Here is a 20,174-nt window from a genome sequence, read left to right as displayed (position 1 = left end):
GAGACTTTACAGAAAAAAATTAAGAGAAAAGCTCACGTAAAGTAAAACTGTTCTCTTAATTTATTAGAAAGAGGGACATTTACTGAATATCCCTACTTAGTTTCTGAATACCAGCCCTTCGCCGCTGGCATCTACTGTAATAGGCCTGCTTCGGTCTACTTCTTGCGCCAATAACTTCTTTGACAGGTCATTCAGCAAGTAATGCTGGATAGCTCGTTTCACAGGACGGGCACCGAATTCCGGATCATATCCTACTTTTGTTAGGAACTCTATAGCTCCATCCGTCAATACCAATTCCACGCCATTCTGGGCAAGCATCTTCTGTACACTCTTTATCTGGAGTACCACAATCTGTTTAATCTCGCTTTCATTCAGCGGCAGGAACATAATTGTTTCGTCAATACGGTTCAGAAATTCCGGACGAATTGTTTTTTTCAGCATATTCATCACTTCCTTCTTCGTTTCTTCAATAACCTGTTCCTTGTTGGCACTGTTCAGCTTCTCCATCTGACTCTGAATGTAGGCGCTTCCCATGTTGGAAGTCATGATGATGATGGTGTTTTTGAAGTTCACCACGCGCCCCTTATTGTCCGTCAAGCGTCCGTCGTCCAATACTTGCAACAGGATGTTGAACACATCCGGGTGGGCTTTCTCTATTTCATCGAACAGCACGACAGAGTAAGGTTTCCGCCGGATAGCTTCGGTCAGCTGACCGCCTTCATCATAGCCTACGTAGCCCGGAGGTGCTCCGACCAGACGTGATACGCTGTGCTTTTCCTGATATTCGCTCATGTCGATACGGGTCATCATACTCTCGTCGTCGAAAAGGAATTCGGCAAGAGCCTTGGCAAGCTCCGTTTTACCTACACCGGTAGTACCGAGGAAGATGAACGAACCGATTGGTCGTTTAGGATCTTGCAATCCCGCACGGCTACGTCTGACGGCATCAGCCACAGCCTGAATGGCCTCGTCTTGTCCGATGACACGCTGGTGAAGCTCGTCTTCCAGATGCAGCAATTTGTCCTTTTCGCTTTGCAACATCTTGCTTACAGGGATACCTGTCCAGCGGGAAACTACATCTGCAATGTCCTCAGCATCTACTTCTTCCTTAATCATGGCTTTGTCACCTTGCATGGCATGAAGCTCTTTTTGGGTATCTTCAATCTCCTGATTCAAAGCCTGTAACTTGCCGTAACGGATTTCGGCTACCTTACCGTAGTCGCCTTCGCGTTCTGCTTTGTCGGCTTCGAACTTCAGGTTTTCGATTTCAACCTTGTTCTGCTGTATTTTATTGACCAGCGTCTTTTCGCTTTGCCATTTTGCCTTGTAAGATTTCTCCTGTTCTTTCAGTTCGGCAAGTTCTTTACCGATATGTTCCAGTTTCGGCTTGTCATTTTCGCGCTTGATGGCTTCGCGCTCAATCTCCAGTTGTTTGATTTTACGTGAAATCTCATCGAGTTCTTCCGGAACGGAATCTACTTCCATACGTAACTTGGCGGCGGCTTCGTCCATCAGGTCGATGGCCTTGTCCGGCAAGAAACGATCTGTGATGTAGCGGTTGCTCAACTCTACGGCGGCAATGATGGCGTCATCTTTAATCCGTACGTGATGGTGGTTCTCGTAACGTTCCTTCAAACCGCGCAGGATGGAGATGGTGCTCAGGGTATCCGGTTCATTCACATATACGATCTGGAAACGACGTTCCAGTGCCTTGTCTTTTTCGAAATACTTCTGATACTCGTCGAGGGTAGTGGCACCGATGCTTCTCAGTTCGCCACGAGCCAGTGCAGGCTTCAGAATGTTGGCGGCATCCATAGCACCTTCGCCTTTTCCGGCGCCCACCAGAGTGTGGATTTCATCGATAAAGAGGATAATGTCCCCTTCCGATTTCTTCACTTCATTGATGACGGCTTTCAGACGTTCTTCGAATTCGCCTTTGTATTTTGCACCGGCCACCAACGCACCCATATCCAGTGAATATACTTGCTTGTTCTTCAGGTTTTCCGGAACATCACCGCGCAGGATACGATGGGCAAGTCCCTCAACGATGGCAGTCTTACCGGTACCCGGTTCACCTATTAATATAGGATTGTTCTTGGTACGGCGACTCAGGATTTGCAGCACGCGGCGGATTTCCTCGTCACGGCCGATGACCGGGTCGAGCTTACCGCTTCGGGCAGCCTCGTTCAGGTTGATGGCGTACTTCTCCAACGACTGATAAGTGTCTTCGCTGGATTGTGAAGTCACCTTTTCGCCTTTACGCAGTTCGGTGATGGCGTTGCGGAGTTCGCGCTCCGTCATTCCCGCATCTTTCAGGATGGTGGAAACAGTGCTCTTTACTGTTAGCAATGCTAGTAACAGGTGTTCCAGTGAAACGAACTCGTCACCCATTTCTTTGGAATACTGAGTCGCTTTCTGAAACACATCGTTCGTTTCGCGGCTTAAATAAGGCTCTCCACCCGAAACTTTGGGCAGGGAATCCGTTTGTTTGTCAAGCACGAGCGCAACCTGTTGTCCGTTCATGCCCAGCTTCTGGAAGATGAAATTAGTGACGTTTTCGCCTATCTTCATCACTCCCTGCATCACATGAACCGGTTCAATGGCTTGCTGTCCGCGACTCTTGGCCAGGTTCAGCGCTTCTTGCACCGCCTCTTGCGATTTAATGGTAAAATTGTTGAAATTCATATCTTATGTCTCCTTTCTATTTTTCATTTTCAATAACATCTAATGGGGCGCAAAAGATTTGCCAATGGCTTGTTTCTGACAAAATTACAGATTATTTGTAGAAAATGATGACAAAATGTCTTTGTTTTGTCGGAATGCGTAAAGTTACCTTTTATTGGAACTCCATTATGCAGGGCAGTGAATGTTTCCGCATAATCTGAAGTGTCATCTGTCTTAATAATAGCGGGGTTATCTTTAAAGAATACAATTACCTACATGGGGGTGTTGGTAGCTGCATTTATAAATATTGCAGGGCGTAATATATAAATGTGCAAATTTTAAATAAATCGTGTGTATGGCTAAAAGTATTATTGTATCTTTATCGCTTAAACATAAAAACAGAGATGTTATGACAGATAGTATAAAGCTCGCGGAGAATGTGATATTAGTGGATGTAGCATACTTCAATGACGTGGTTAAGGATTTGAAGAGATACTTTGAATTACAGTTGGGGCGTCCGTTGCAGGATATTTATGTGGAGGAGTGGACTTCCTACCTTGCGTTAGATGCCGGAATTCGCGATAAGAATAATCATATAGAAGTTCTTTTTGTCTATGACGGACAGGCAAGCGCATTACTTCATTGTGACCCCTCCGACCTGAAAAAGGACTTGAACGGCGTGGGATTCACTAATCAGTTAGGTGAATTGACTTTCACTTCTGTAACTTCCGAAGGACTTGTCTCTCGCGCGAATCTCTATCTCGATTTGCTGACTATAGCGCTAAACTCAGCCGATGTAAAACGTCTGATGCTGGTTCCGTTTATTGAAGATTATGGTGCCAAGCTCATGGAAGTTTTAGATGAAAACTTGCGGGACGTCACTCCGGAAAAAGCTAAAGAAGTTTTCCTCTTCAATATGGATGAGCCGGCGCGCCCCCTTACATGTAAGTGGGATTTGTTGGGATACTCCATGATGAGAGCCTTGGGTATTAAGGCTGAGGAACTGGAATAATTCTGTTATTAATCACTTATCACTAACACCGTGTCCGATTTTCGTTTAAAAGTCTTCCGTTCCGTAGCGAAGAACCTGAGTTTCACGAAGGCTTCGCAAGAGTTGTTTGTCAGCCAGCCTGCCATTACAAAGCATATACAAGAGCTGGAGAGTACCTATCAGACGCGCTTGTTCGATAGGCAAGGTAGCAAAATCAGTTTAACAGAAGCAGGGAAGTTACTGCTTGAGCACTGCGACCGGATTCTGGAAGATTATAAACGGCTGGAGTATGAAATGCATCTGCTGAACAATGAATATATGGGAGAATTGCGTCTGGGAGCCAGTACAACTATTGCCCAGTACGTCCTGCCTCCTTTACTAGCCAGTTTCATTAAAAAATTCCCGCAGGTGAATCTTTCATTAATGAATGGTAATTCACGTGAAGTAGAGGTTGCTTTGCAGGAGCATCGTATAGACTTGGGACTGGTGGAGGGCGTTTTCCGTCTCCCTAATTTAAAGTATACTACTTTTCTGGAAGATGAACTGGTTGCTGTTGTACGTACCAAAAGTAAGCTGTTCATTGCTGATGAAATAGCTCCTGAGGAACTACTGAATATTCCTCTTGTGCTCCGTGAACGTGGTTCCGGTACCCTTGATGTCATCGAACGGGCTTTATTACAGCACAATATCAAGCTTTCTTCACTTCATGTGCTGATGTATCTCGGCAGTACGGAAAGTATCAAGCTCTTTCTTGAAAACACAGACTGCATGGGAATCATTTCCATCCGCTCTATCTGTAAGGAACTGGCTGCCGGTACTTTCCGCGTCGTAGAAATTAAAGCTATGTCTATGCTCCGTGACTTCTGTTTTGTCCATCAACAAGGGCAGGAGAGTGGGTTGGTACAGGCTTTTATACAGTTTGCCATGCACCATAACCGGAAATTGTGATGGCAATTATTACTTTCGGTTATAATTTATAATTAGATTTAAATAGGATGGATAATGTGAATGGCTTACCTTTGCGCCAATTAAAAAACAAACATTATTAATACTAAATTTAAATCATATGTTTAGTCGCGGAAACAGAGGCAACACTTTGCATGGTATTTTGCTGATTGCCTTATTCTCTTTCTCAGCTTTTTATATTGCTGAGATTCCTTTCGTAAAAAGTCTGTCATTCAGTCCACTCATTGTTGGTATCATTTTGGGTATGATATACGCCAATAGTCTGCGTAATCGCTTACCAGAGACATGGGTGCCGGGTATTAAGTTCTGTACCAAACAAGTGTTGCGTGCGGGTATCGTGTTGTACGGTTTCCGTCTGACACTAACGCAAGTGGCAGAAGTAGGGCTTCCCGCAGTCGTAATTGATACAATTGTGGTTGCAGGCACCATATTTTTAGGTATTTGGTTGGGCAGGTTATTGAAGATTGATAAAGATACTGCGTTGATGACTTCTACCGGTAGTGCCATTTGCGGGGCGGCAGCCGTACTGGGTGCTGAGCCGGTGGTGAAGTGTGAAGGACATAAGACGGCTATTGCTGTATCCACAGTAGTTATATTCGGTACGATTTCTATGTTTTTATATCCCATCATGTATCGTGCCGGACTGCTCGACGGACTGAGTGATATGGGAGTTGCCATCTATACAGGAAGTACCCTGCATGAAGTAGCTCATGTGGCAGGTGCAGGTAATGCAATGGATCCTACAGATGCTTTGGGCATTGCCGGACCCGCGACTATCACGAAAATGATACGTGTGATGATGCTGGCTCCTGTATTGGTTATCATGAGTTTCGCTTTGGCCGGTCGTAAGCGTGTAGATGCCGAAGGTAGACCGGTAAAGAGCAAAATAGCCATTCCCTGGTTTGCTTTTGGTTTCATTGGAATTATTTGTCTGAACTCCCTCCTTCAATACTTGACTGGTGCAGAAACAGTGAAGGACATTCCTTTGAATGGTGCGATTGAATACATCGATACCTTTATGCTGACAATGGCTATGACGGCACTGGGAACCGATACTAGCATTGATAAGTTTAAGCAAGCAGGTGCCAAACCGTTTGTTTTAGCTTTCCTTCTCTATATCTGGCTGGTAGGCGGCGGCTATCTGCTGACTAAATATCTAGTGCCTGCATTGGCATAATCTGATTTAATATGTGTGATCCGAAAAAAGCTATTTGCATTTCGGGTAAAAGTGTTTCGCTCCTATAAGTCATAAGACTGGTAGGAGCGATTTTTTTTCTTTTCTTTGTAACAAAATTCCAATCCGCCACGTCTAACCAATAGATACAACAAGTAAACAGGATTGAGATATAGAAAAGCCCATGGATGCTGAGAGTTTTAAAAATGAGTTTCTGCCCTATCACCGCAAGCTGTACTGCGTGGCCTATCGGCTACTGGAGAATGCGGCTGATGCGGAAGACCTGGTGCAGGAAGCTTATCTGAAGCTATGGGATAAGCGGGAAGGACTGACGGTTATCAGCAATCCGGAAGCGTTCAGTGTCACTTTGGTGAAGAATATGTGCTTTGACTTGCTTCGTTCGGGAAAGTACGTTTTGTCCAGACAATCGGTAGAACTGACTGCCGTGCAGGACGTTTCTCAGACAGATAATCTGGAGATACGTGACGAAGCGAGACAAGTGAAAGATATCATTGCCCACTTGCCCGAACAGCAACAACGGATTGTGAATCTGCGGGACGTCAAAGGCTGTTCTTACGAAGAGATAGAACAAGTGACCGGATTGAACTCTACGAACGTCCGTGTACTGCTGTCCCGGGCAAGGAAAAAGATACGTGAGGAATTTAATAAATGGAATAACTATGAAAGTCGAGGAAATTGAAAGGCTGCTCGCCGAGTTTTACGAGGGGAACACTACCGAGAGCCAGGAAGAGGCGTTGAGAGATTATTTCAGAACAACGGAAGTACCTGAACATCTGCTGAAGGATAAAGAGATTTTTCTTAGCCTTTATCAAGCTGCGGATAGAGATGTGGAAGTTCCTGCGGGGTTGGGGGATAAACTAAGCCTGCTGATTGATGAAAAGGCCGAAGAAGAACAGCGCTTCTTCCGTCCTAACAATGCTAAACGCAACTGGCGCTGGATTGGAGGCATTGCCGCTACCGTATTGTTGCTCATCGGTATCGGATATGGAGTCGACAGGTTGGGAAATGATGTGTGTCCGCCTACACCGCAGGATACATTCTCCGACCCGGAAGAAGCCTATCGCGTGTTGCAGGCAACATTATTGGAAGTTTCCACCAATCTGAACCAGGGTATTGCCCAGATAAAAGAGACACAGGTGGATATGAAAAAAGTGAATCAGGAAGTAAAAAAAGAAATACAAAGATAAACGGTTATGAAACTCAACAAAATTTTATTGGCAGGTGCGTTGCTGCTGCTACCCCTGCTCTGCCAGGCGCAGAAAAACATATTCAATACTTATAATGATATGAAAGGGGTATCTTCGGTTTATATCTCGAAGGCAATGATCGAAATGAACCCTAATCTTTTCACGAAGGATATTTATATCGGAAAGGTATCCGGCAAGTTGGATTGTGTACAGATCCTTTCTACAATGGATAGTAATATCAAGAAAGACATGCGTAAAGACCTACGTTCGCTGGTGCAGTCTTCAAAATATGAATTGCTGATGAAGCAGAAAGGAACCGTATCCAGTTCTGAATTCTATATTAATAGAAAAGGAGATAAGGTGAAGGAACTGATTATGATAATTGATGGTGCAGCCACTTTGAAGTTTGTCTATCTGGAGGGAGAGATGACGCTGAAAGATATTCAGAACATTATGATGTATCAGAATACCGGTATGAATGAAGGTGGCAACGTATATCGTATTGATGGTAATTTAGACTTGGCTGATGTCAATATATGGGATAGTTTGAAAGGATTGGAGGGCTTGCAAGGATTGGAAGGACTGAAAGGTCTGGAAAGCTTGAAGAGCCTGGAAAGTTTAAAAGGATTGAAAAGTTTGAAAGACTTAAGTAAACTAAAGGATAGCGAATATCTGAAGAAACAGATGGATGCCGATACCTGGAAACGTTTTGAGAAAAGCATGGAGATGCTGGAAGAGCGTTTGGAAAACCTGGAATAGGGCATCCGGCTGATAGGTGTAAATAGTTTGTTGAATAAAGGGGGACCGGTTCCGGTTCCCCTTTATTATAAGAGATTACTTGTCTTTCTTTAATGCTTCGAAAATCAATCCTTCCAGCTCCTCTGCCAGTTCCGGATTATCGAGGATGACCTGTTTGGCTGCATCACGTCCCTGGGCAATCTTAGTGTCGTTATAGCTGAACCAAGAGCCGCTTTTCTTGATGATACCCAATTCTGCACCCAAGTCGATGATTTCACCGGCACGTGAGATGCCTTCACCGAACATGATGTCGAATTCAGCGCGACGGAAAGGAGGAGCCACTTTATTCTTTACAACCTTTACTTTGGTTTGTTTACCAAGAACTTCCTCACCATTTTTTATAGCTTGGCTTCCGCGGATATCGATACGTACGGATGCATAGAATTTCAGTGCATTACCACCGGTCGTTGTTTCGGGGTTGCCGAACATGACGCCAATCTTCTCACGCAATTGGTTGATGAAGATGCAAGTGGTGCGTGTCTTGCTGACAGTACCGGTTAGTTTACGCAGCGCCTGTGACATAAGCCGGGCTTGCAGACCTACCTTGTTCTCGCCCATATCGCCTTCTATTTCTGCTTTTGGCGTTAAGGCGGCTACGGAGTCGATGACGATGATGTCGATAGCTGAGGAGCGAATCAACTGTTCTGCAATTTCCAATGCTTGTTCACCGTTGTCCGGCTGGGAAATAAAGAGATTATCTACATCCACACCCAGTTTGGCAGCGTAGAAACGGTCGAAAGCATGTTCTGCATCAATGAATGCAGCGATACCACCAGCCTTTTGCGCTTCAGCAATGGCGTGGATGGCCAGAGTGGTTTTACCGGATGACTCCGGACCGTAAATCTCGATGATACGTCCACGTGGATAGCCGCCGACACCAAGTGCTACGTTCAGTCCGATAGAGCCAGTGGGAATTACTTCTACTTGTTCGACGATGCCGTCGCCCATTTTCATGATAGAACCCTTGCCAAAGCTCTTTTCTATCTTGTCCATGGCAACTTGCAAGGCTTTCAACTTTTCGCTGGGCGCCATCTTGCTGCCATTTTCATTTTCAAAAATAAGTTCGTCTTTCTTTGCCATATTGCTTTTTATAATTTAGGGTTGACGAGTTGGCCAGATATCAGTTGACAAGGCATGAACCTTCTGTCTTCTTGTCAACTCGTTAACTAATTTCTTTTATTTTCTATAATATCTGTGCGGCGTGATCCTTGGTTTTCACTTCTTTGGGTGTGATGATACGCTCTATCACTCCTTCCTCATTAATGATAAAGGTGGTGCGGAAAGTTCCCATATACTTGCGTCCGTACATACTTTTTTCTCCCCATACTCCGAATTGTTCCACGAGTCTCTTGTCCGTGTCTGCAATGAGGGTGAAGGGCAGTTCGTTTTTCTCTATAAATTTCTGATGCGATTTTTCATTGTCCACGCTTACACCGATCACTTCGTAGCCGGCTTTGCGCAGTTCCGAATAGTTATCGCGTAGGTTGCAGGCTTGTGCCGTGCAGCCTGAGGTCATATCTTTAGGATAGAAATAAAGAACTATTTTCTTTCCTTTATAATCGCTGAGGCGGATTTCTTCGCCTTTCTCGTTGATGCCCAATACTTCGGGCGCTTTATCTCCAACTTGCATAGTCTATTAAATTAAGAATGAAGAACTAAGAATGAAGAATTAGGCTGCGCAATGAAAGTACGCCGAAGGTAATTCTTCATACTTAATTCTTCATTTACATTTATACTTCCAAATCTCCGTCAAACACTTCGTGCCAAGGCAATCCCTGTTTGTTCAGTTGTTCCATGAATGGGTCCGGGTTGAACTCTTCCACATTCCATACACCCGGTTTCTTCCACAAGCCTTTAATGAACATCATGGCACCTATCATGGCGGGAACGCCCGTTGTGTAGCTTACGCCTTGCATCCCCGTTTCTTTATAAGCTTCCTGGTGGCTGCAATTGTTGTAGACGTAGTAAGTACGTTCTTTTCCATCTTTCAGACCACGGATACGGCAACCGATGGAGGTTTCTCCCTCGTAGTTTTCACCCAAGTCTTGCGGGTTAGGCAACACGGCTTTCAGGAATTGCAGCGGAACAATCTTCACTCCGTTATAATCCACTTCATCAATACGTGCCATGCCGATGTTTTGGATTACACGCAGGTGAGTCAGATATTCCTGACCAAACGTCATCCAGAAACGTGCACGCTTGATGGTGGGGAAATTCTTCACCAAAGATTCCAGTTCTTCGTGATATAACAGATAAGAATCGCGCGGTCCGATGTTCGGATAGGTCAGATCCTTGTGAATTTCCAGTGGTTTGGTAGTTACCCATTCGCCGTTTTCGTAGAAACGACCGTTCTGGGTAATTTCACGGATGTTGATTTCCGGATTGAAGTTGGTGGCAAATGCCTTGTGGTGATTGCCGGCGTTACAATCTACGATGTCCAGATATTGCATTTCGTCGAAATAATGTTTGGCGGCGTAAGCGGTATAAATGCCGCTCACACCCGGGTCGAAACCGCAACCGAGGATAGCCGTCAGTCCGGCATCTTCGAAACGTTTCTTGTATGCCCACTGCCAACTGTATTCAAAGTGAGCCACATCTTTCGGTTCGTAGTTGGCTGTATCCAGATAGTTGACCCCACTTTTCAGACAAGCTTCCATGATGGTGAGGTCTTGATAGGGGAGTGCTACGTTTATGACGATTTCGGGTTTGAAGCTATTGAAGAGAGCTACCAGTTCGTCCACATTGTCGGCATCCACCTGTGCGGTCTGGATATTGGGGTTACCGATTGCTTTTACGATAGCGTCGCATTTGGACTTTGTGCGGCTGGCAATCATGATGTCTGTGAATACATCCGGATTTTGAGCCACTTTGTGCGCAACAACGGTACCTACACCGCCTGCACCGATAATAAGAACTTTACCCATTTCTTTTGATTACATTGTTAAATTTGAATTCACATTGTTATAAATGATAATTTACCAGCGTAGCGCTGGAGCAAGGTTTCCTTTCGGCATACTCATTGACGTGATAGTGCCTGATAGGCTGAAAGCCTTTTATCTTATAGCCCAGGGCAACGCCCTGGGGGATTGCCATGTGTTTCTCTTTGCGCCCTGTAAGGGCATTACAGCACACATGGGCTTTTGCCCTTACAGGGCGTAAGATTGTGGGATCACCCATTACCCAGGGTGTTATCCTGGGCTGTAAGATAAAAGCCTTTCAGGCTTAGGGGATGCACGCCGATAAATTATCATTTATTTTTGGTGAGCAAATATAGGATTTAATTCGCAGATAAACATTAAAATCCTGCTAAATACTTTCTGAAAAAAGCATCTGCCTTCAAACAAACTACCCACATTATGGGTTATTTTTTATATATATATTTACTTTAGCAAGTATAGGCTTCACTTCAGCATAATGCAAATAAATTTGTTTATACGCTCAGTTTGCACTATATTTGCCCCGCGAAAATTAACTTAAACAACGAATAACGATGAAAAAAGTATTTGTTTCTCTCTGTATGGCAGGAGCTTTAGTAGCTTTGTCATCTTGTCGCTCATCCAAAGATGCTGCGGCGCTGTCTTCCATCAGTGGTGAATGGAATATCATAGAAATCAACGGCGCTGCCGTAGTTCCCGCTCCTAACCAGGAATTTCCCTTTATCGGTTTTGATACGACTACCGGAAAAGTGTTCGGTAACAGTGGTTGCAACCGTATGATGGGGTCGTTCGATGTGAACGCTAAGCCCGGCACGATTGATCTTGGAGGCATGGCAAGTACCCGTATGGCTTGTCCGGACATGACATTGGAACAAAACGTATTGTCTGCTTTAGGACAGGTGAAGAAGTATAAGAAGTTGGGCAAGGAGAACATAGCCCTGTGCGGTTCGTCCAATCGTCCTATTATTGTATTACAAAAGAAAGCTTCTACAGTGAAACTATCAGACTTGAGTGGTAAGTGGATGATTTCCGAAGCCGGTGGTCAGGCTATACCCGAAGGAATGGAAAAGCAACCGTTTATTGAATTCAATCTCAGTGAAAAGAGAATACACGGCAATGCCGGTTGTAATCTTATCAACGGCGGGTTTGTTGCAGATAATGAAAATTCATCCGCTATCTCTTTCCCGCAACTTGTAAGCACCATGATGGCTTGTCCGGATATGGAAGTAGAAGGCCGTGTGATGAAAGCCTTGAATGAGGTGAAATCTTTCGGTAAACTGGCAGGCGGAGGCATCGGCCTTTACGATGCGGGCAATACGCTGGTAATGGTGTTGGTGAAGAAATAATTCAGATAATCAGAAGATAAAAAAAACAGGGTGTCAATGTTTGGATTGACACCCTGTTTTTGCTTTAATGGGATACGACTTTCAGTCCGATGATAGAGCCGATCAGTGTCATGATAAAGACCAGTCTCCATACAGTGGCAGGCTCTTTGAATATCAATATCCCCGCCAATACGGTTCCCACTGCACCTATTCCCGTCCATACTGCGTAGGCCGTGCCGATGGGTAAGGTTTGCGTTGCTTTTATCAACAAAAACATACTGATACTCATAGAAACTAGGAAGCCTGTAAGCCACCAGTACATCTCGCTTCCGGTTGTCTCTTTCACTTTGCCTATGCACGATGTAAATGCCACTTCAAACAGTCCGGCAACAACTAAATATATCCAACTCATAACTTTTGTTTTTAGGTACAAAGGTCATGAATTGATCTGACTTCTGGTTTAACAAATGATAAAAAGTGATTTTACCGGAACTTTGCCCGGATGCGGCTTAGGCTGACTTGTGTAATGCCGAGGAATGAAGCAATATAACCTAACTGTACTCTTTGCAGAAGGCCGGGATTGTTATTCATCAGTTCCCTGTAACGCTCCATAGACGTTTTAAGCTGTCTGCTGATGAACCGCTCTTCGGTTTTGAGCAGTTCCTGTTCTGCAAATTCCCTTCCCCAGTTAGCTATGTGTATGTCTTTACCGAAGAGTTCATGCAAGGCTTGTTTCTTCACTTCATACAATTCACACTCTTCCAGAAGTTCTATATTCTCATAGCCTTTCTGCCCGTTCACATAGCTTTTCATTGAAACTATCGTATCCCCTTCGCGTCCAAACCAAAAAGTGATTTCATTATCTGCCATCTCGGTGTAGGCACGCACAATCCCTCGCTTGATGAAGTATACTTTGGTCTCCACCTTATCCGCCCTGAACAGTATGTGTCCTTTGGGGTAAGTGACTTCGGTAATAATCTCCTTCAATGCATTTTTCGATGCTTCCGGGAGGATACCTATGTTATCGATAATCTGATTTATGTCCATTGGATGCTGTTTTTTGTTTATGGTCACAAAGGTAATACAATAAAGCTGTATTTGGCCTGCATGATACTTTGTTAACATTGGTATCGTTTGGCTGATATTTGATACAAATGCCGCATAAAAATGGAAAAGAAATGAAGCAAACTTTTGATGCGATTGTTCTGATTGGGAATAACTAACTTCAAGCTGTGCATCAATTAACTTCCTACAGTGCAATAATTAATTCTTTTTCATGCATCAAAATAGTAGGCTGCTTATAACCAGCCAGTGGGCTGTTTATAGCCGACTTATTGGGCGCTTATAACCAACCCATTGGCTGCCTATAAACGTCTTACTTATTTCTTGCAATGAAGAAACTTAATTGATGGAGCGAAGAGAATTAATTCAGGCATCGCTGGAAGTTGGTTACACTTAGATGTGCAAACTAATCATGCGAATCAGAAGTTGAAACATATTCATAACTGAAATGACAGAAAATTTGAGGCGTCCGTTAACGAATTATTTCCTTCTTTTCAGACCTGCCCGTATTCTGCTCAAAGATTGTGGCGTGATATATAGATACGATGCAAGATGTTTCAGTGGGACATCTTGCAATAGTTCCGGGTTTTCTTCCATTAAAGTCAGGTAGCGTTCTTTGGCGCTGGGAGTGCCGTATGCCACTGTGTAACTGTCAATGAGCAGGATTTCCTGTTCAAAAACTTTCCTGCCGAAATTGGCTAATCCGATGGATTTATTGAAAAGTTCCTCCAGAGCGGATTTGGCAATGCAGTAGGCGGCGCTTTCATTCACGGATTCAACATTGACCAAAGAAACTTCATTGTTGACGTATCCCCATGAGCAAAAGGCTATCTCGCCTGTTCCGGCAAACCAGAGAGAGCTTTCGGTTCCATCCATCATGTAGTAAGAGCGCCAGATACCTTTCTTTAGAATATAAAAATTAGTATTGCGTTCTCCTTCTTGTACAATCGTTTCCCCCTTACTGAAGTGATATTCTGTCATGTGTGACAAAAGTTCACGCAGGCTTTCTTCCGGGAGTCTGTATCTTTGGCAGAATTTCTTTATCATTGTTTCCATGTTGCAAAGATACTATATTTTTTTCGCGCTTCCTTTTTGCCCTTATATAAATAATGAGTATGAAGAGAGTGGTCAGTAATTCAGCCAACGGAGTTGCCAGCCAGATACCCGAATTGCCGAGGAGTAAAGGAAGCCCGAAGAAACAAGCCGTCAGCAAGACAAAACCGCGCAACAGGGTGATGATAGTGGCATAACGTGCCCGCTCCACACTCTGGAAATAGCCGATGGAAACAATGTTGGCTGCAAAGAAAATAAATCCGGTGGCATACAGGGGAAGGCCTTTACTGGCTATTTCGTAAGCCGGATAACTGCGGTCAATGAACATGGAGACAATCTCAGGACTGAACAATATGGTTATCAGTGCAAAAGCTGCACCGCAACAAATGGCTGTTTTCAGTGCCAGCAGGTAGGCACGGCGGACACGGGTTTCCTTGTGCAGTCCGTGATTGTAGCTGATGATGGGCTGTGCGGATTGGGCAATGGCATTGTACACCATAAATATAATAGGAAAGAAGTAACAGGCTATGCTGAACGCTGCCACCCCTTCTTCCTTCAGATAATGGATGAACACGATGTTGCCGACAAACATCATACAGGCAATGGCTACTTCGCACAGGAACGCGGAGGAACCCAGATGGCACATATAACCTATGTTACGGCGGGTCAGTTGCATACTTTTGCGGCTCAACTTCACAGGGTAGAAGCGCAGGGAACATTTGCGGCGGGAGAGATAAATGATTATCATCAGTGCGCCGACCGTAGTGCCGACGGCACTGGCAATGGCAGCACCGAACATTCCCCAGCCAAAGGGGAAGATGAACAGGTAATCAAGGATGATGTTCAGCACGGCAGCCACTACGTTGCACATCATGGCAAAATTAGGCGAACCGTCCAGACGCAGGAAGAACATACCTGAATTGAGCAAGGCGGTAAATACCGAGAACGGAACAAACCATAACATATATTCCACTGCCAATGGAGTCAATCGTTCCGAACCACCCAATAAGTGCACCACCTGAGGGGCAAAGAAACAGAATAGGGTAGAGGTGGTTATCAGTAATAGTGAGGATATGACTATGGACTGTGTGATATTGATGCGGGCAGCCTTTACCTTTCCGTGAGATAGATGGATAGATGCCACAACGGATGCCCCTACACCAAACATCAACCCGACACCGGTGGAGAATAACCATAACGGTGCTACTATATTTACTGCTGCAAGTGCGTCGCTGCCGATACCTTTTCCTACGAATATCCCGTCTGTAATGACGAATAGGGCAGAAAATATCATGCCCAGTACAGTGGGAAGTAATAATTTGCGGAACAATGCCGCGATGTCCATGTTTTTAAAATCAATATTGTCTCTTTCCATAATATGTTAGTTACGAGATACAGGCTATTCCTGTTTTCGCCTGCAAAAGTAGTGTTTTTGCGCAGGACGGAGATTAACATATGGTAATTTTCGACAGAAAAGTATGGAAGAATTCTGCCAAACTGACAGCCTTTCTGCCAAGCAATAAAATTACAACCCTTCTGAACAATTTGGCACGACGTTTGTCTTTCTATTGGCGTCTGCTGCTGAGGCAGACGAGATGAAACTTGAATAATAACAAATAAAATAGTAACGATCATGGGAAAAATTATTGGTATTGACTTAGGAACTACAAACTCTTGCGTTTCTGTATTCGAAGGAAACGAACCTGTAGTAATTGCAAACAGTGAAGGAAAACGCACTACTCCGTCTATCGTAGCATTCGTAGATGGCGGCGAGCGTAAGGTGGGTGACCCTGCAAAACGTCAGGCTATCACGAACCCGACCAGAACCGTGTTCTCAATCAAACGTTTCATGGGCGAAACATGGGATCAGGTACAAAAAGAAATTGCCCGTATGCCTTACAAGGTTGTAAAGGGTGACAACAATATGCCGCGTGTGGATATAGACGGCCGTCTGTATACTCCGCAGGAAATTTCAGCCATGATTCTTCAGAAAATGAAGAAGACTGCTGAGGACTATTTAGGACAGGAAGTTACGGAAGCTGTCATCACCGTTCCGGCTTACTTCTCCGATTCTCAGCGTCAGGCTACCAAAGAAGCCGGTCAGATTGCCGGTCTGGAAGTGAAACGTATCGTGAACGAACCGACAGCCGCTGCATTGGCTTACGGTATCGACAAAGCGAACAAAGATATGAAGGTTGCCGTATTCGACCTTGGTGGTGGTACATTCGATATCTCTATCCTTGAATTCGGTGGCGGTGTGTTCGAAGTATTGTCAACAAACGGTGACACTCACCTCGGTGGTGACGACTTTGACCAGGTAATCATCAACTGGCTGGCAGAAGAATTCAAGAACGACGAAGGTGCCGACCTGACTCAGGATCCGATGGCTATGCAACGTCTGAAAGAAGCTGCTGAAAAGGCTAAGATTGAATTGTCTTCTTCTACAAGCACTGAAATCAACTTGCCGTACATCATGCCGGTAGGTGGTGTGCCCAAGCACTTGGTTAAGACTTTGACTCGTGCTAAGTTTGAAGCTCTGGCTCATAGTCTGATTCAAGCTTGTCTGGAACCCTGTAAGAAGGCTATGTCTGATGCCGGTTTGAATAATGCTGATATCGACGAAGTAATCCTCGTAGGTGGTTCTTCCCGTATTCCGGCTGTACAGAAGTTGGTTGAAGATTTCTTCGGCAAGGCTCCTTCCAAAGGTGTGAACCCGGATGAAGTAGTAGCAGTGGGTGCTGCTGTGCAGGGTGCTGTATTGACGGATGAAATCAAGGGTGTAGTATTGCTGGATGTTACTCCGCTGTCTATGGGTATTGAAACTCTGGGTGGTGTAATGACGAAGTTGATTGACGCTAACACTACTATTCCGTGCAAGAAGAGCGAAACTTTCTCTACAGCTGCCGACAACCAGACGGAAGTTACCATCCACGTATTGCAGGGTGAACGTCCGATGGCTGCGCAGAACAAATCCATCGGTCAGTTCAATCTGACAGGTATTGCTCCGGCTCGTCGTGGTGTTCCTCAGATTGAGGTAACGTTTGACATCGATGCTAATGGTATCTTGAAGGTATCTGCCAAGGATAAGGCTACCGGTAAGGAACAAGCAATCCGTATCGAGGCTTCCAGCGGTTTGAGCAAAGACGAGATTGACAGAATGAAGGCTGAGGCTGAAGCTAATGCTGAAGCTGATAAGAAAGAACGTGAGAAGATTGATAAGCTGAACCAGGCTGACTCAATGATTTTCACTACTGAAAATCAGTTGAAGGAATTAGGCGACAAGCTGCCGGCTGAAAAGAAAGCTCCGATTGAGTCTGCTTTGCAGAAACTGAAAGACGCTCACAAAGCACAGGATTTGGCTGCGGTAGATACTGCAATGGCAGAATTGAACACTGCATTCCAGGCTGCAAGCGCTGAGATGTATGCACAAAGCGGTGCACAAGGTGGTGCCCAGGCTGGTCCTGATATGAATGCCGGACAAGCTGGCGGTGCTCAGGATAATAGCAAGCATGGTGATAATGTGCAGGATGCTGATTTTGAGGAAGTGAAGTAAAATCGATTGATAAACGATTAGAATATTAAAAGAATGAGCTGTAGGGCAATGACCTACGGCTCTTTCTGCGTTTTGAGGGTGTTGGCTTGTTATGATATGTTTATCGATATTTGCCTTATATTTGGCACGTATTTGGCACGCGTCTTAATTGGTGAAATTATACGTTACTCCCCAATACTTGGGGACGTGTGGTCAAAGAACTGTCAAACAAGACGATGTACTCCTGGATTAGCCAGTCACTTATGTGCGAAGTCTGCAAGGTGTTGGATGAAACGAATATACCTATATCACAGATAGCCGAAGAACTGAATTTCTCGGACCAGGCCGTACTGAGCAAATTCTTTAAAAGATACAAAGGGGTTTCACCTCTGAATTACCGGAACAGATAACGGGCAAAGGCGATCCCCTCTGAAGAAACCTTATTGGCGTAAATTCCTGAACTCCGTAGCGGCATCAAAACAGGGACATTCTTCCAGCCAGGATTCCGGTTCTACCTGTGAGTTGGCATCAGCCATTTGAGGTAAATCGCGATGTCCGCAGATGTGGCATAGCGGGAAATCGATGAGAAGCGTCCTGAGTAAGACTGTCATGGAGTGCTTTTGCCATTCGGTGCGTGTATCTTTGGGGACTCCATGACAATTGAGTCCACCCTCATAGCATATCGCAATACTATTAATATTGTGACCTCTCGCATGCGCCCCAGGCTTCCGAATGTGGCGTGTGCTTTTTATATCCCCGTTCTTCCGGATATAATAATGGTAGCCGATACCATTTAACCCACGTTGCCGGTGCGACTTTTCTAACTCCATTTCTGTTAACGTATCATTTTCCTTTGTTGCGGAACAATGAATGACTATCAGATGAATTGTTCTCATAGCTGTTAAATGTTTTGTAAGGTGAATACTTTGTCTATTCATCGCAAGAGAACAATAGGTTTGAATCAATGTTCGCATATGCAAATGATTAGTGGCTGTTTTTGTATTCTTTCACTATTGGGCGGTTAGATGAGGTTTGTTGGAAATATTTCCTTTCAGAAACATTTTCCTTATTTTTTCTTCGTAAATTGATAGGGTTTTTCAGTTCTGGGCAATCTTATATGTAGAAGACAAGAATTGTTCACCTTTAAAATCATACGAAGATGAAAAAGTTAGTTGGAATTACATTTGGGTGGTTGATGGCATTTTTGCTATTGGACGTTTCACCTCTATGGGCACAGGACGAAGTTGAAAGCTATTTCACTGTCACAGGGATAGTGAAGAATAAGGATAACAAGAGGAAGCTGGAAAACGTGAATGTGTCTGTTCCCGGTACGAATATCGGAACCGTTACGAATGCGGACGGTGTGTTCTCTTTGAAGATTAAGGATGCGGAAGTCGTTCGTGGACTGGAAGTTTCCCATATCGGATATCTTAATACTCAAATCTCCCTGAAAGAAAATAAAGATGTATCCGATCTGACAATCTGGATGCTGCCGGCTCCTAATATGCTGAATGAGATTGTCATCTTCGGCAATAACGCCCGCGGACTTGTGGAAGAGGCTATCAAGAAAATCCCGGCGAACTATGCCGTGGACAAAAATCTGCTGACCGCGTTCTATCGGGAGACCGTACAGAAGAGGCGCCGTTACATCAGTGTGTCGGAAGCTGTCATAGATGTCTCTAAAACGGCATACAGTGACCGTGAACCGTCGAATGATAAGGTGCAGTTGCAGAAGGGCCGTCGGCTGTTGAGTCAGAAGACGGGCGATACACTGGCTGTTAAGGTAGTGGGCGGGCCTAATCTCTCCATCTATCTGGATATTGTGAAGAATGGGGATGCATTGCTGAGCATAGAAAACCTGAATTACTATGATTTTCGCATAGAGGAACCCGTGAATCTGGACAACCGCATGCAGTACGTGGTCAGTTTCCGCCCCAGAGTCAGCCTGATGTATGCGCTGTTCTACGGAAAAATCTATATTGATTTTGAGAAACTGGCATTCACCCGTGCGGAGTTTTCATTGGATATGCAGAACAGGGTGAAGGCGGTGGAGGCTATTCTCCATAAGAAACCTCTCGGGTTGCGGTTCAGACCACAGGAAGTCTCTTACCTGGTGACGTATAAGGAAAAGGATGGACGGACATATCTGAATTATATCCGGAATGAAATACGTTTCAAGTGCGACTGGAAAAAGCGTTTGTTCTCTTCGAGCTACACGGCATTCTCCGAAATGGTGGTGACGGACAGGAAAGAGAGTAACTTCGCAGCCATTCCCAGCAAGAAAGCGTTCAAGGAAAAGCAAGTATTCTATGATATGGTAGACGAATACTGGAACGAAGACTTCTGGAAAGCATACAACATTATTGAACCTACGGAGTCTCTGGAGCATGCAGTGAGCAAATTGAAAAAGCAATCACGTTAGATTTCAGATAGTTTTGCTTATATTTGGAGACCACAATAATTCC

19 protein-coding genes and 1 pseudogene are annotated in these 20,174 nt (G+C 44.6%); 10 read left to right on the top strand and 10 right to left on the bottom strand.

Going from position 1 to position 20,174, the window contains the following annotated elements:
• Nucleotides 1-96: 96 nt before the first annotated feature.
• On the bottom strand, nucleotides 97-2,685 hold the full coding sequence (clpB, locus tag BUC01_RS14190; RefSeq protein WP_025831907.1) for an ATP-dependent chaperone ClpB: 2,589 nt from the start codon (nucleotides 2,683-2,685) through the stop codon (nucleotides 97-99).
• Nucleotides 2,686-3,073: 388 nt separating this feature from the next.
• Between clpB and BUC01_RS14185 the strand changes: the two genes are divergently transcribed.
• From BUC01_RS14185 to BUC01_RS14160, 6 genes are all read left to right on the top strand, one after another.
• On the top strand, nucleotides 3,074-3,676 hold the full coding sequence (locus BUC01_RS14185) for a DUF6621 family protein (RefSeq protein WP_025831910.1): 603 nt from the start codon (nucleotides 3,074-3,076) through the stop codon (nucleotides 3,674-3,676).
• Nucleotides 3,677-3,706: 30 nt separating this feature from the next.
• The gene (locus BUC01_RS14180) at nucleotides 3,707-4,603 is read left to right on the top strand and encodes a LysR family transcriptional regulator (protein WP_073314014.1); all 897 of its coding nucleotides are present in this window, start codon (nucleotides 3,707-3,709) and stop codon (nucleotides 4,601-4,603) included.
• A 118-nt stretch (nucleotides 4,604-4,721) separates the two neighbouring features.
• Complete coding sequence (locus BUC01_RS14175; RefSeq protein WP_025831912.1) at nucleotides 4,722-5,798, top strand: YeiH family protein; 1,077 nt, start codon at nucleotides 4,722-4,724, stop codon at nucleotides 5,796-5,798.
• 181 nt (nucleotides 5,799-5,979) lie between these two features.
• Nucleotides 5,980-6,495 (top strand): RNA polymerase sigma factor, encoded by a 516-nt coding sequence (locus BUC01_RS14170; protein WP_025831914.1) that lies wholly within the window; start codon nucleotides 5,980-5,982, stop codon nucleotides 6,493-6,495.
• Nucleotides 6,476-7,003, top strand: a complete 528-nt coding sequence (locus BUC01_RS14165; protein ID WP_073314013.1) for a hypothetical protein — start codon at nucleotides 6,476-6,478, stop codon at nucleotides 7,001-7,003. The genes BUC01_RS14170 and BUC01_RS14165 overlap by 20 nt, the downstream gene beginning before the upstream one ends.
• A gap of 6 nt (nucleotides 7,004-7,009) precedes the next feature.
• Complete coding sequence (locus BUC01_RS14160) at nucleotides 7,010-7,762, top strand: DUF4252 domain-containing protein (RefSeq protein WP_025831916.1); 753 nt, start codon at nucleotides 7,010-7,012, stop codon at nucleotides 7,760-7,762.
• Nucleotides 7,763-7,837: 75 nt separating this feature from the next.
• Here BUC01_RS14160 and recA read toward each other — a convergent pair whose 3' ends face one another.
• The 4 genes from recA to BUC01_RS25205 all read right to left on the bottom strand — a co-directional run bounded on the left by recA (nucleotide 7,838) and on the right by BUC01_RS25205 (nucleotide 10,978).
• The gene (gene recA / locus BUC01_RS14155; protein WP_025831918.1) at nucleotides 7,838-8,881 is read right to left on the bottom strand and encodes a recombinase RecA; all 1,044 of its coding nucleotides are present in this window, start codon (nucleotides 8,879-8,881) and stop codon (nucleotides 7,838-7,840) included.
• 103 nt (nucleotides 8,882-8,984) lie between these two features.
• Nucleotides 8,985-9,431, bottom strand: a complete 447-nt coding sequence (bcp, locus tag BUC01_RS14150; protein WP_025831919.1) for a thioredoxin-dependent thiol peroxidase — start codon at nucleotides 9,429-9,431, stop codon at nucleotides 8,985-8,987.
• Between the two features lie 100 nt (nucleotides 9,432-9,531).
• Entirely contained in the window at nucleotides 9,532-10,725 is a 1,194-nt protein-coding gene (locus BUC01_RS14145) for a saccharopine dehydrogenase family protein (RefSeq protein ID WP_025831920.1), read from the bottom strand.
• Between the two features lie 37 nt (nucleotides 10,726-10,762).
• Nucleotides 10,763-10,978 carry a hypothetical protein gene (locus BUC01_RS25205; protein WP_139261868.1) on the bottom strand — a complete coding sequence of 72 codons (216 nt, stop codon included), beginning with the start codon at nucleotides 10,976-10,978 and terminating at the stop codon, nucleotides 10,763-10,765.
• A gap of 313 nt (nucleotides 10,979-11,291) precedes the next feature.
• Here BUC01_RS25205 and BUC01_RS14140 point away from each other — a divergent pair, with 313 nt between their 5' ends.
• Nucleotides 11,292-12,083 (top strand): META domain-containing protein, encoded by a 792-nt coding sequence (locus BUC01_RS14140; protein ID WP_025831921.1) that lies wholly within the window; start codon nucleotides 11,292-11,294, stop codon nucleotides 12,081-12,083.
• A 64-nt stretch (nucleotides 12,084-12,147) separates the two neighbouring features.
• Here the strand turns inward: BUC01_RS14140 and BUC01_RS14135 are convergent, their stop codons facing one another.
• The 4 genes from BUC01_RS14135 to BUC01_RS14120 all read right to left on the bottom strand — a co-directional run bounded on the left by BUC01_RS14135 (nucleotide 12,148) and on the right by BUC01_RS14120 (nucleotide 15,552).
• Entirely contained in the window at nucleotides 12,148-12,474 is a 327-nt protein-coding gene (locus tag BUC01_RS14135) for a DMT family transporter (protein ID WP_025831923.1), read from the bottom strand.
• A gap of 71 nt (nucleotides 12,475-12,545) precedes the next feature.
• Entirely contained in the window at nucleotides 12,546-13,109 is a 564-nt protein-coding gene (locus BUC01_RS14130; protein WP_025831925.1) for a Crp/Fnr family transcriptional regulator, read from the bottom strand.
• A 495-nt stretch (nucleotides 13,110-13,604) separates the two neighbouring features.
• Nucleotides 13,605-14,180 (bottom strand): Crp/Fnr family transcriptional regulator, encoded by a 576-nt coding sequence (locus BUC01_RS14125; RefSeq protein WP_025831927.1) that lies wholly within the window; start codon nucleotides 14,178-14,180, stop codon nucleotides 13,605-13,607.
• Nucleotides 14,119-15,552, bottom strand: coding sequence for an MATE family efflux transporter (locus BUC01_RS14120; protein ID WP_025831929.1), 1,434 nt, complete (start codon nucleotides 15,550-15,552; stop codon nucleotides 14,119-14,121). The genes BUC01_RS14125 and BUC01_RS14120 overlap by 62 nt, the downstream gene beginning before the upstream one ends.
• Nucleotides 15,553-15,810: 258 nt before the next feature.
• Here BUC01_RS14120 and dnaK point away from each other — a divergent pair, with 258 nt between their 5' ends.
• On the top strand, nucleotides 15,811-17,730 hold the full coding sequence (dnaK, locus tag BUC01_RS14115; RefSeq protein ID WP_025831931.1) for a molecular chaperone DnaK: 1,920 nt from the start codon (nucleotides 15,811-15,813) through the stop codon (nucleotides 17,728-17,730).
• A 185-nt stretch (nucleotides 17,731-17,915) separates the two neighbouring features.
• Nucleotides 17,916-18,119 (top strand): annotated as a pseudogene (locus BUC01_RS14110) (helix-turn-helix domain-containing protein); the annotation flags it as partial.
• Nucleotides 18,120-18,149: 30 nt separating this feature from the next.
• Here the strand turns inward: BUC01_RS14110 and BUC01_RS14105 are convergent.
• Entirely contained in the window at nucleotides 18,150-18,605 is a 456-nt protein-coding gene (locus BUC01_RS14105) for an N-acetylmuramoyl-L-alanine amidase (RefSeq protein WP_025831933.1), read from the bottom strand.
• Between the two features lie 263 nt (nucleotides 18,606-18,868).
• Here BUC01_RS14105 and BUC01_RS14100 point away from each other — a divergent pair, with 263 nt between their 5' ends.
• A complete protein-coding gene (locus BUC01_RS14100) occupies nucleotides 18,869-20,131 on the top strand; it encodes a carboxypeptidase-like regulatory domain-containing protein (RefSeq protein WP_025831935.1) in 1,263 nt (420 codons plus the stop codon).
• Nucleotides 20,132-20,174: the final 43 nt, after the last annotated feature.

It is taken from the genome of Bacteroides stercorirosoris (assembly GCF_900142015.1).
In the GTDB taxonomy this organism is placed as follows: Bacteria; Bacteroidota; Bacteroidia; order Bacteroidales; family Bacteroidaceae; genus Bacteroides; species Bacteroides stercorirosoris.
This window is presented reverse-complemented; position numbering and strand designations above follow the sequence as displayed.

What these genes read in the sequence shown, in the direction of transcription:
- clpB (WP_025831907.1), bottom strand. Translation starts at nt 2,685, where the DNA reads ATGAATTTCAACAATTTTACCATTAAATCGCAAGAGGCGGTGCAAGAA.
- BUC01_RS14185 (WP_025831910.1), top strand. Translation starts at nt 3,074, where the DNA reads ATGACAGATAGTATAAAGCTCGCGGAGAATGTGATATTAGTGGATGTA.
- BUC01_RS14175 (WP_025831912.1), top strand. Translation starts at nt 4,722, where the DNA reads ATGTTTAGTCGCGGAAACAGAGGCAACACTTTGCATGGTATTTTGCTG.
- BUC01_RS14170 (WP_025831914.1), top strand. Translation starts at nt 5,980, where the DNA reads ATGGATGCTGAGAGTTTTAAAAATGAGTTTCTGCCCTATCACCGCAAG.
- BUC01_RS14165 (WP_073314013.1), top strand. Translation starts at nt 6,476, where the DNA reads ATGAAAGTCGAGGAAATTGAAAGGCTGCTCGCCGAGTTTTACGAGGGG.
- BUC01_RS14160 (WP_025831916.1), top strand. Translation starts at nt 7,010, where the DNA reads ATGAAACTCAACAAAATTTTATTGGCAGGTGCGTTGCTGCTGCTACCC.
- recA (WP_025831918.1), bottom strand. Translation starts at nt 8,881, where the DNA reads ATGGCAAAGAAAGACGAACTTATTTTTGAAAATGAAAATGGCAGCAAG.
- bcp (WP_025831919.1), bottom strand. Translation starts at nt 9,431, where the DNA reads ATGCAAGTTGGAGATAAAGCGCCCGAAGTATTGGGCATCAACGAGAAA.
- BUC01_RS14145 (WP_025831920.1), bottom strand. Translation starts at nt 10,725, where the DNA reads ATGGGTAAAGTTCTTATTATCGGTGCAGGCGGTGTAGGTACCGTTGTT.
- BUC01_RS25205 (WP_139261868.1), bottom strand. Translation starts at nt 10,978, where the DNA reads ATGGGTGATCCCACAATCTTACGCCCTGTAAGGGCAAAAGCCCATGTG.
- BUC01_RS14140 (WP_025831921.1), top strand. Translation starts at nt 11,292, where the DNA reads ATGAAAAAAGTATTTGTTTCTCTCTGTATGGCAGGAGCTTTAGTAGCT.
- BUC01_RS14135 (WP_025831923.1), bottom strand. Translation starts at nt 12,474, where the DNA reads ATGAGTTGGATATATTTAGTTGTTGCCGGACTGTTTGAAGTGGCATTT.
- BUC01_RS14130 (WP_025831925.1), bottom strand. Translation starts at nt 13,109, where the DNA reads ATGGACATAAATCAGATTATCGATAACATAGGTATCCTCCCGGAAGCA.
- BUC01_RS14125 (WP_025831927.1), bottom strand. Translation starts at nt 14,180, where the DNA reads ATGGAAACAATGATAAAGAAATTCTGCCAAAGATACAGACTCCCGGAA.
- BUC01_RS14120 (WP_025831929.1), bottom strand. Translation starts at nt 15,552, where the DNA reads ATGGAAAGAGACAATATTGATTTTAAAAACATGGACATCGCGGCATTG.
- dnaK (WP_025831931.1), top strand. Translation starts at nt 15,811, where the DNA reads ATGGGAAAAATTATTGGTATTGACTTAGGAACTACAAACTCTTGCGTT.
- BUC01_RS14105 (WP_025831933.1), bottom strand. Translation starts at nt 18,605, where the DNA reads ATGAGAACAATTCATCTGATAGTCATTCATTGTTCCGCAACAAAGGAA.
- BUC01_RS14100 (WP_025831935.1), top strand. Translation starts at nt 18,869, where the DNA reads ATGAAAAAGTTAGTTGGAATTACATTTGGGTGGTTGATGGCATTTTTG.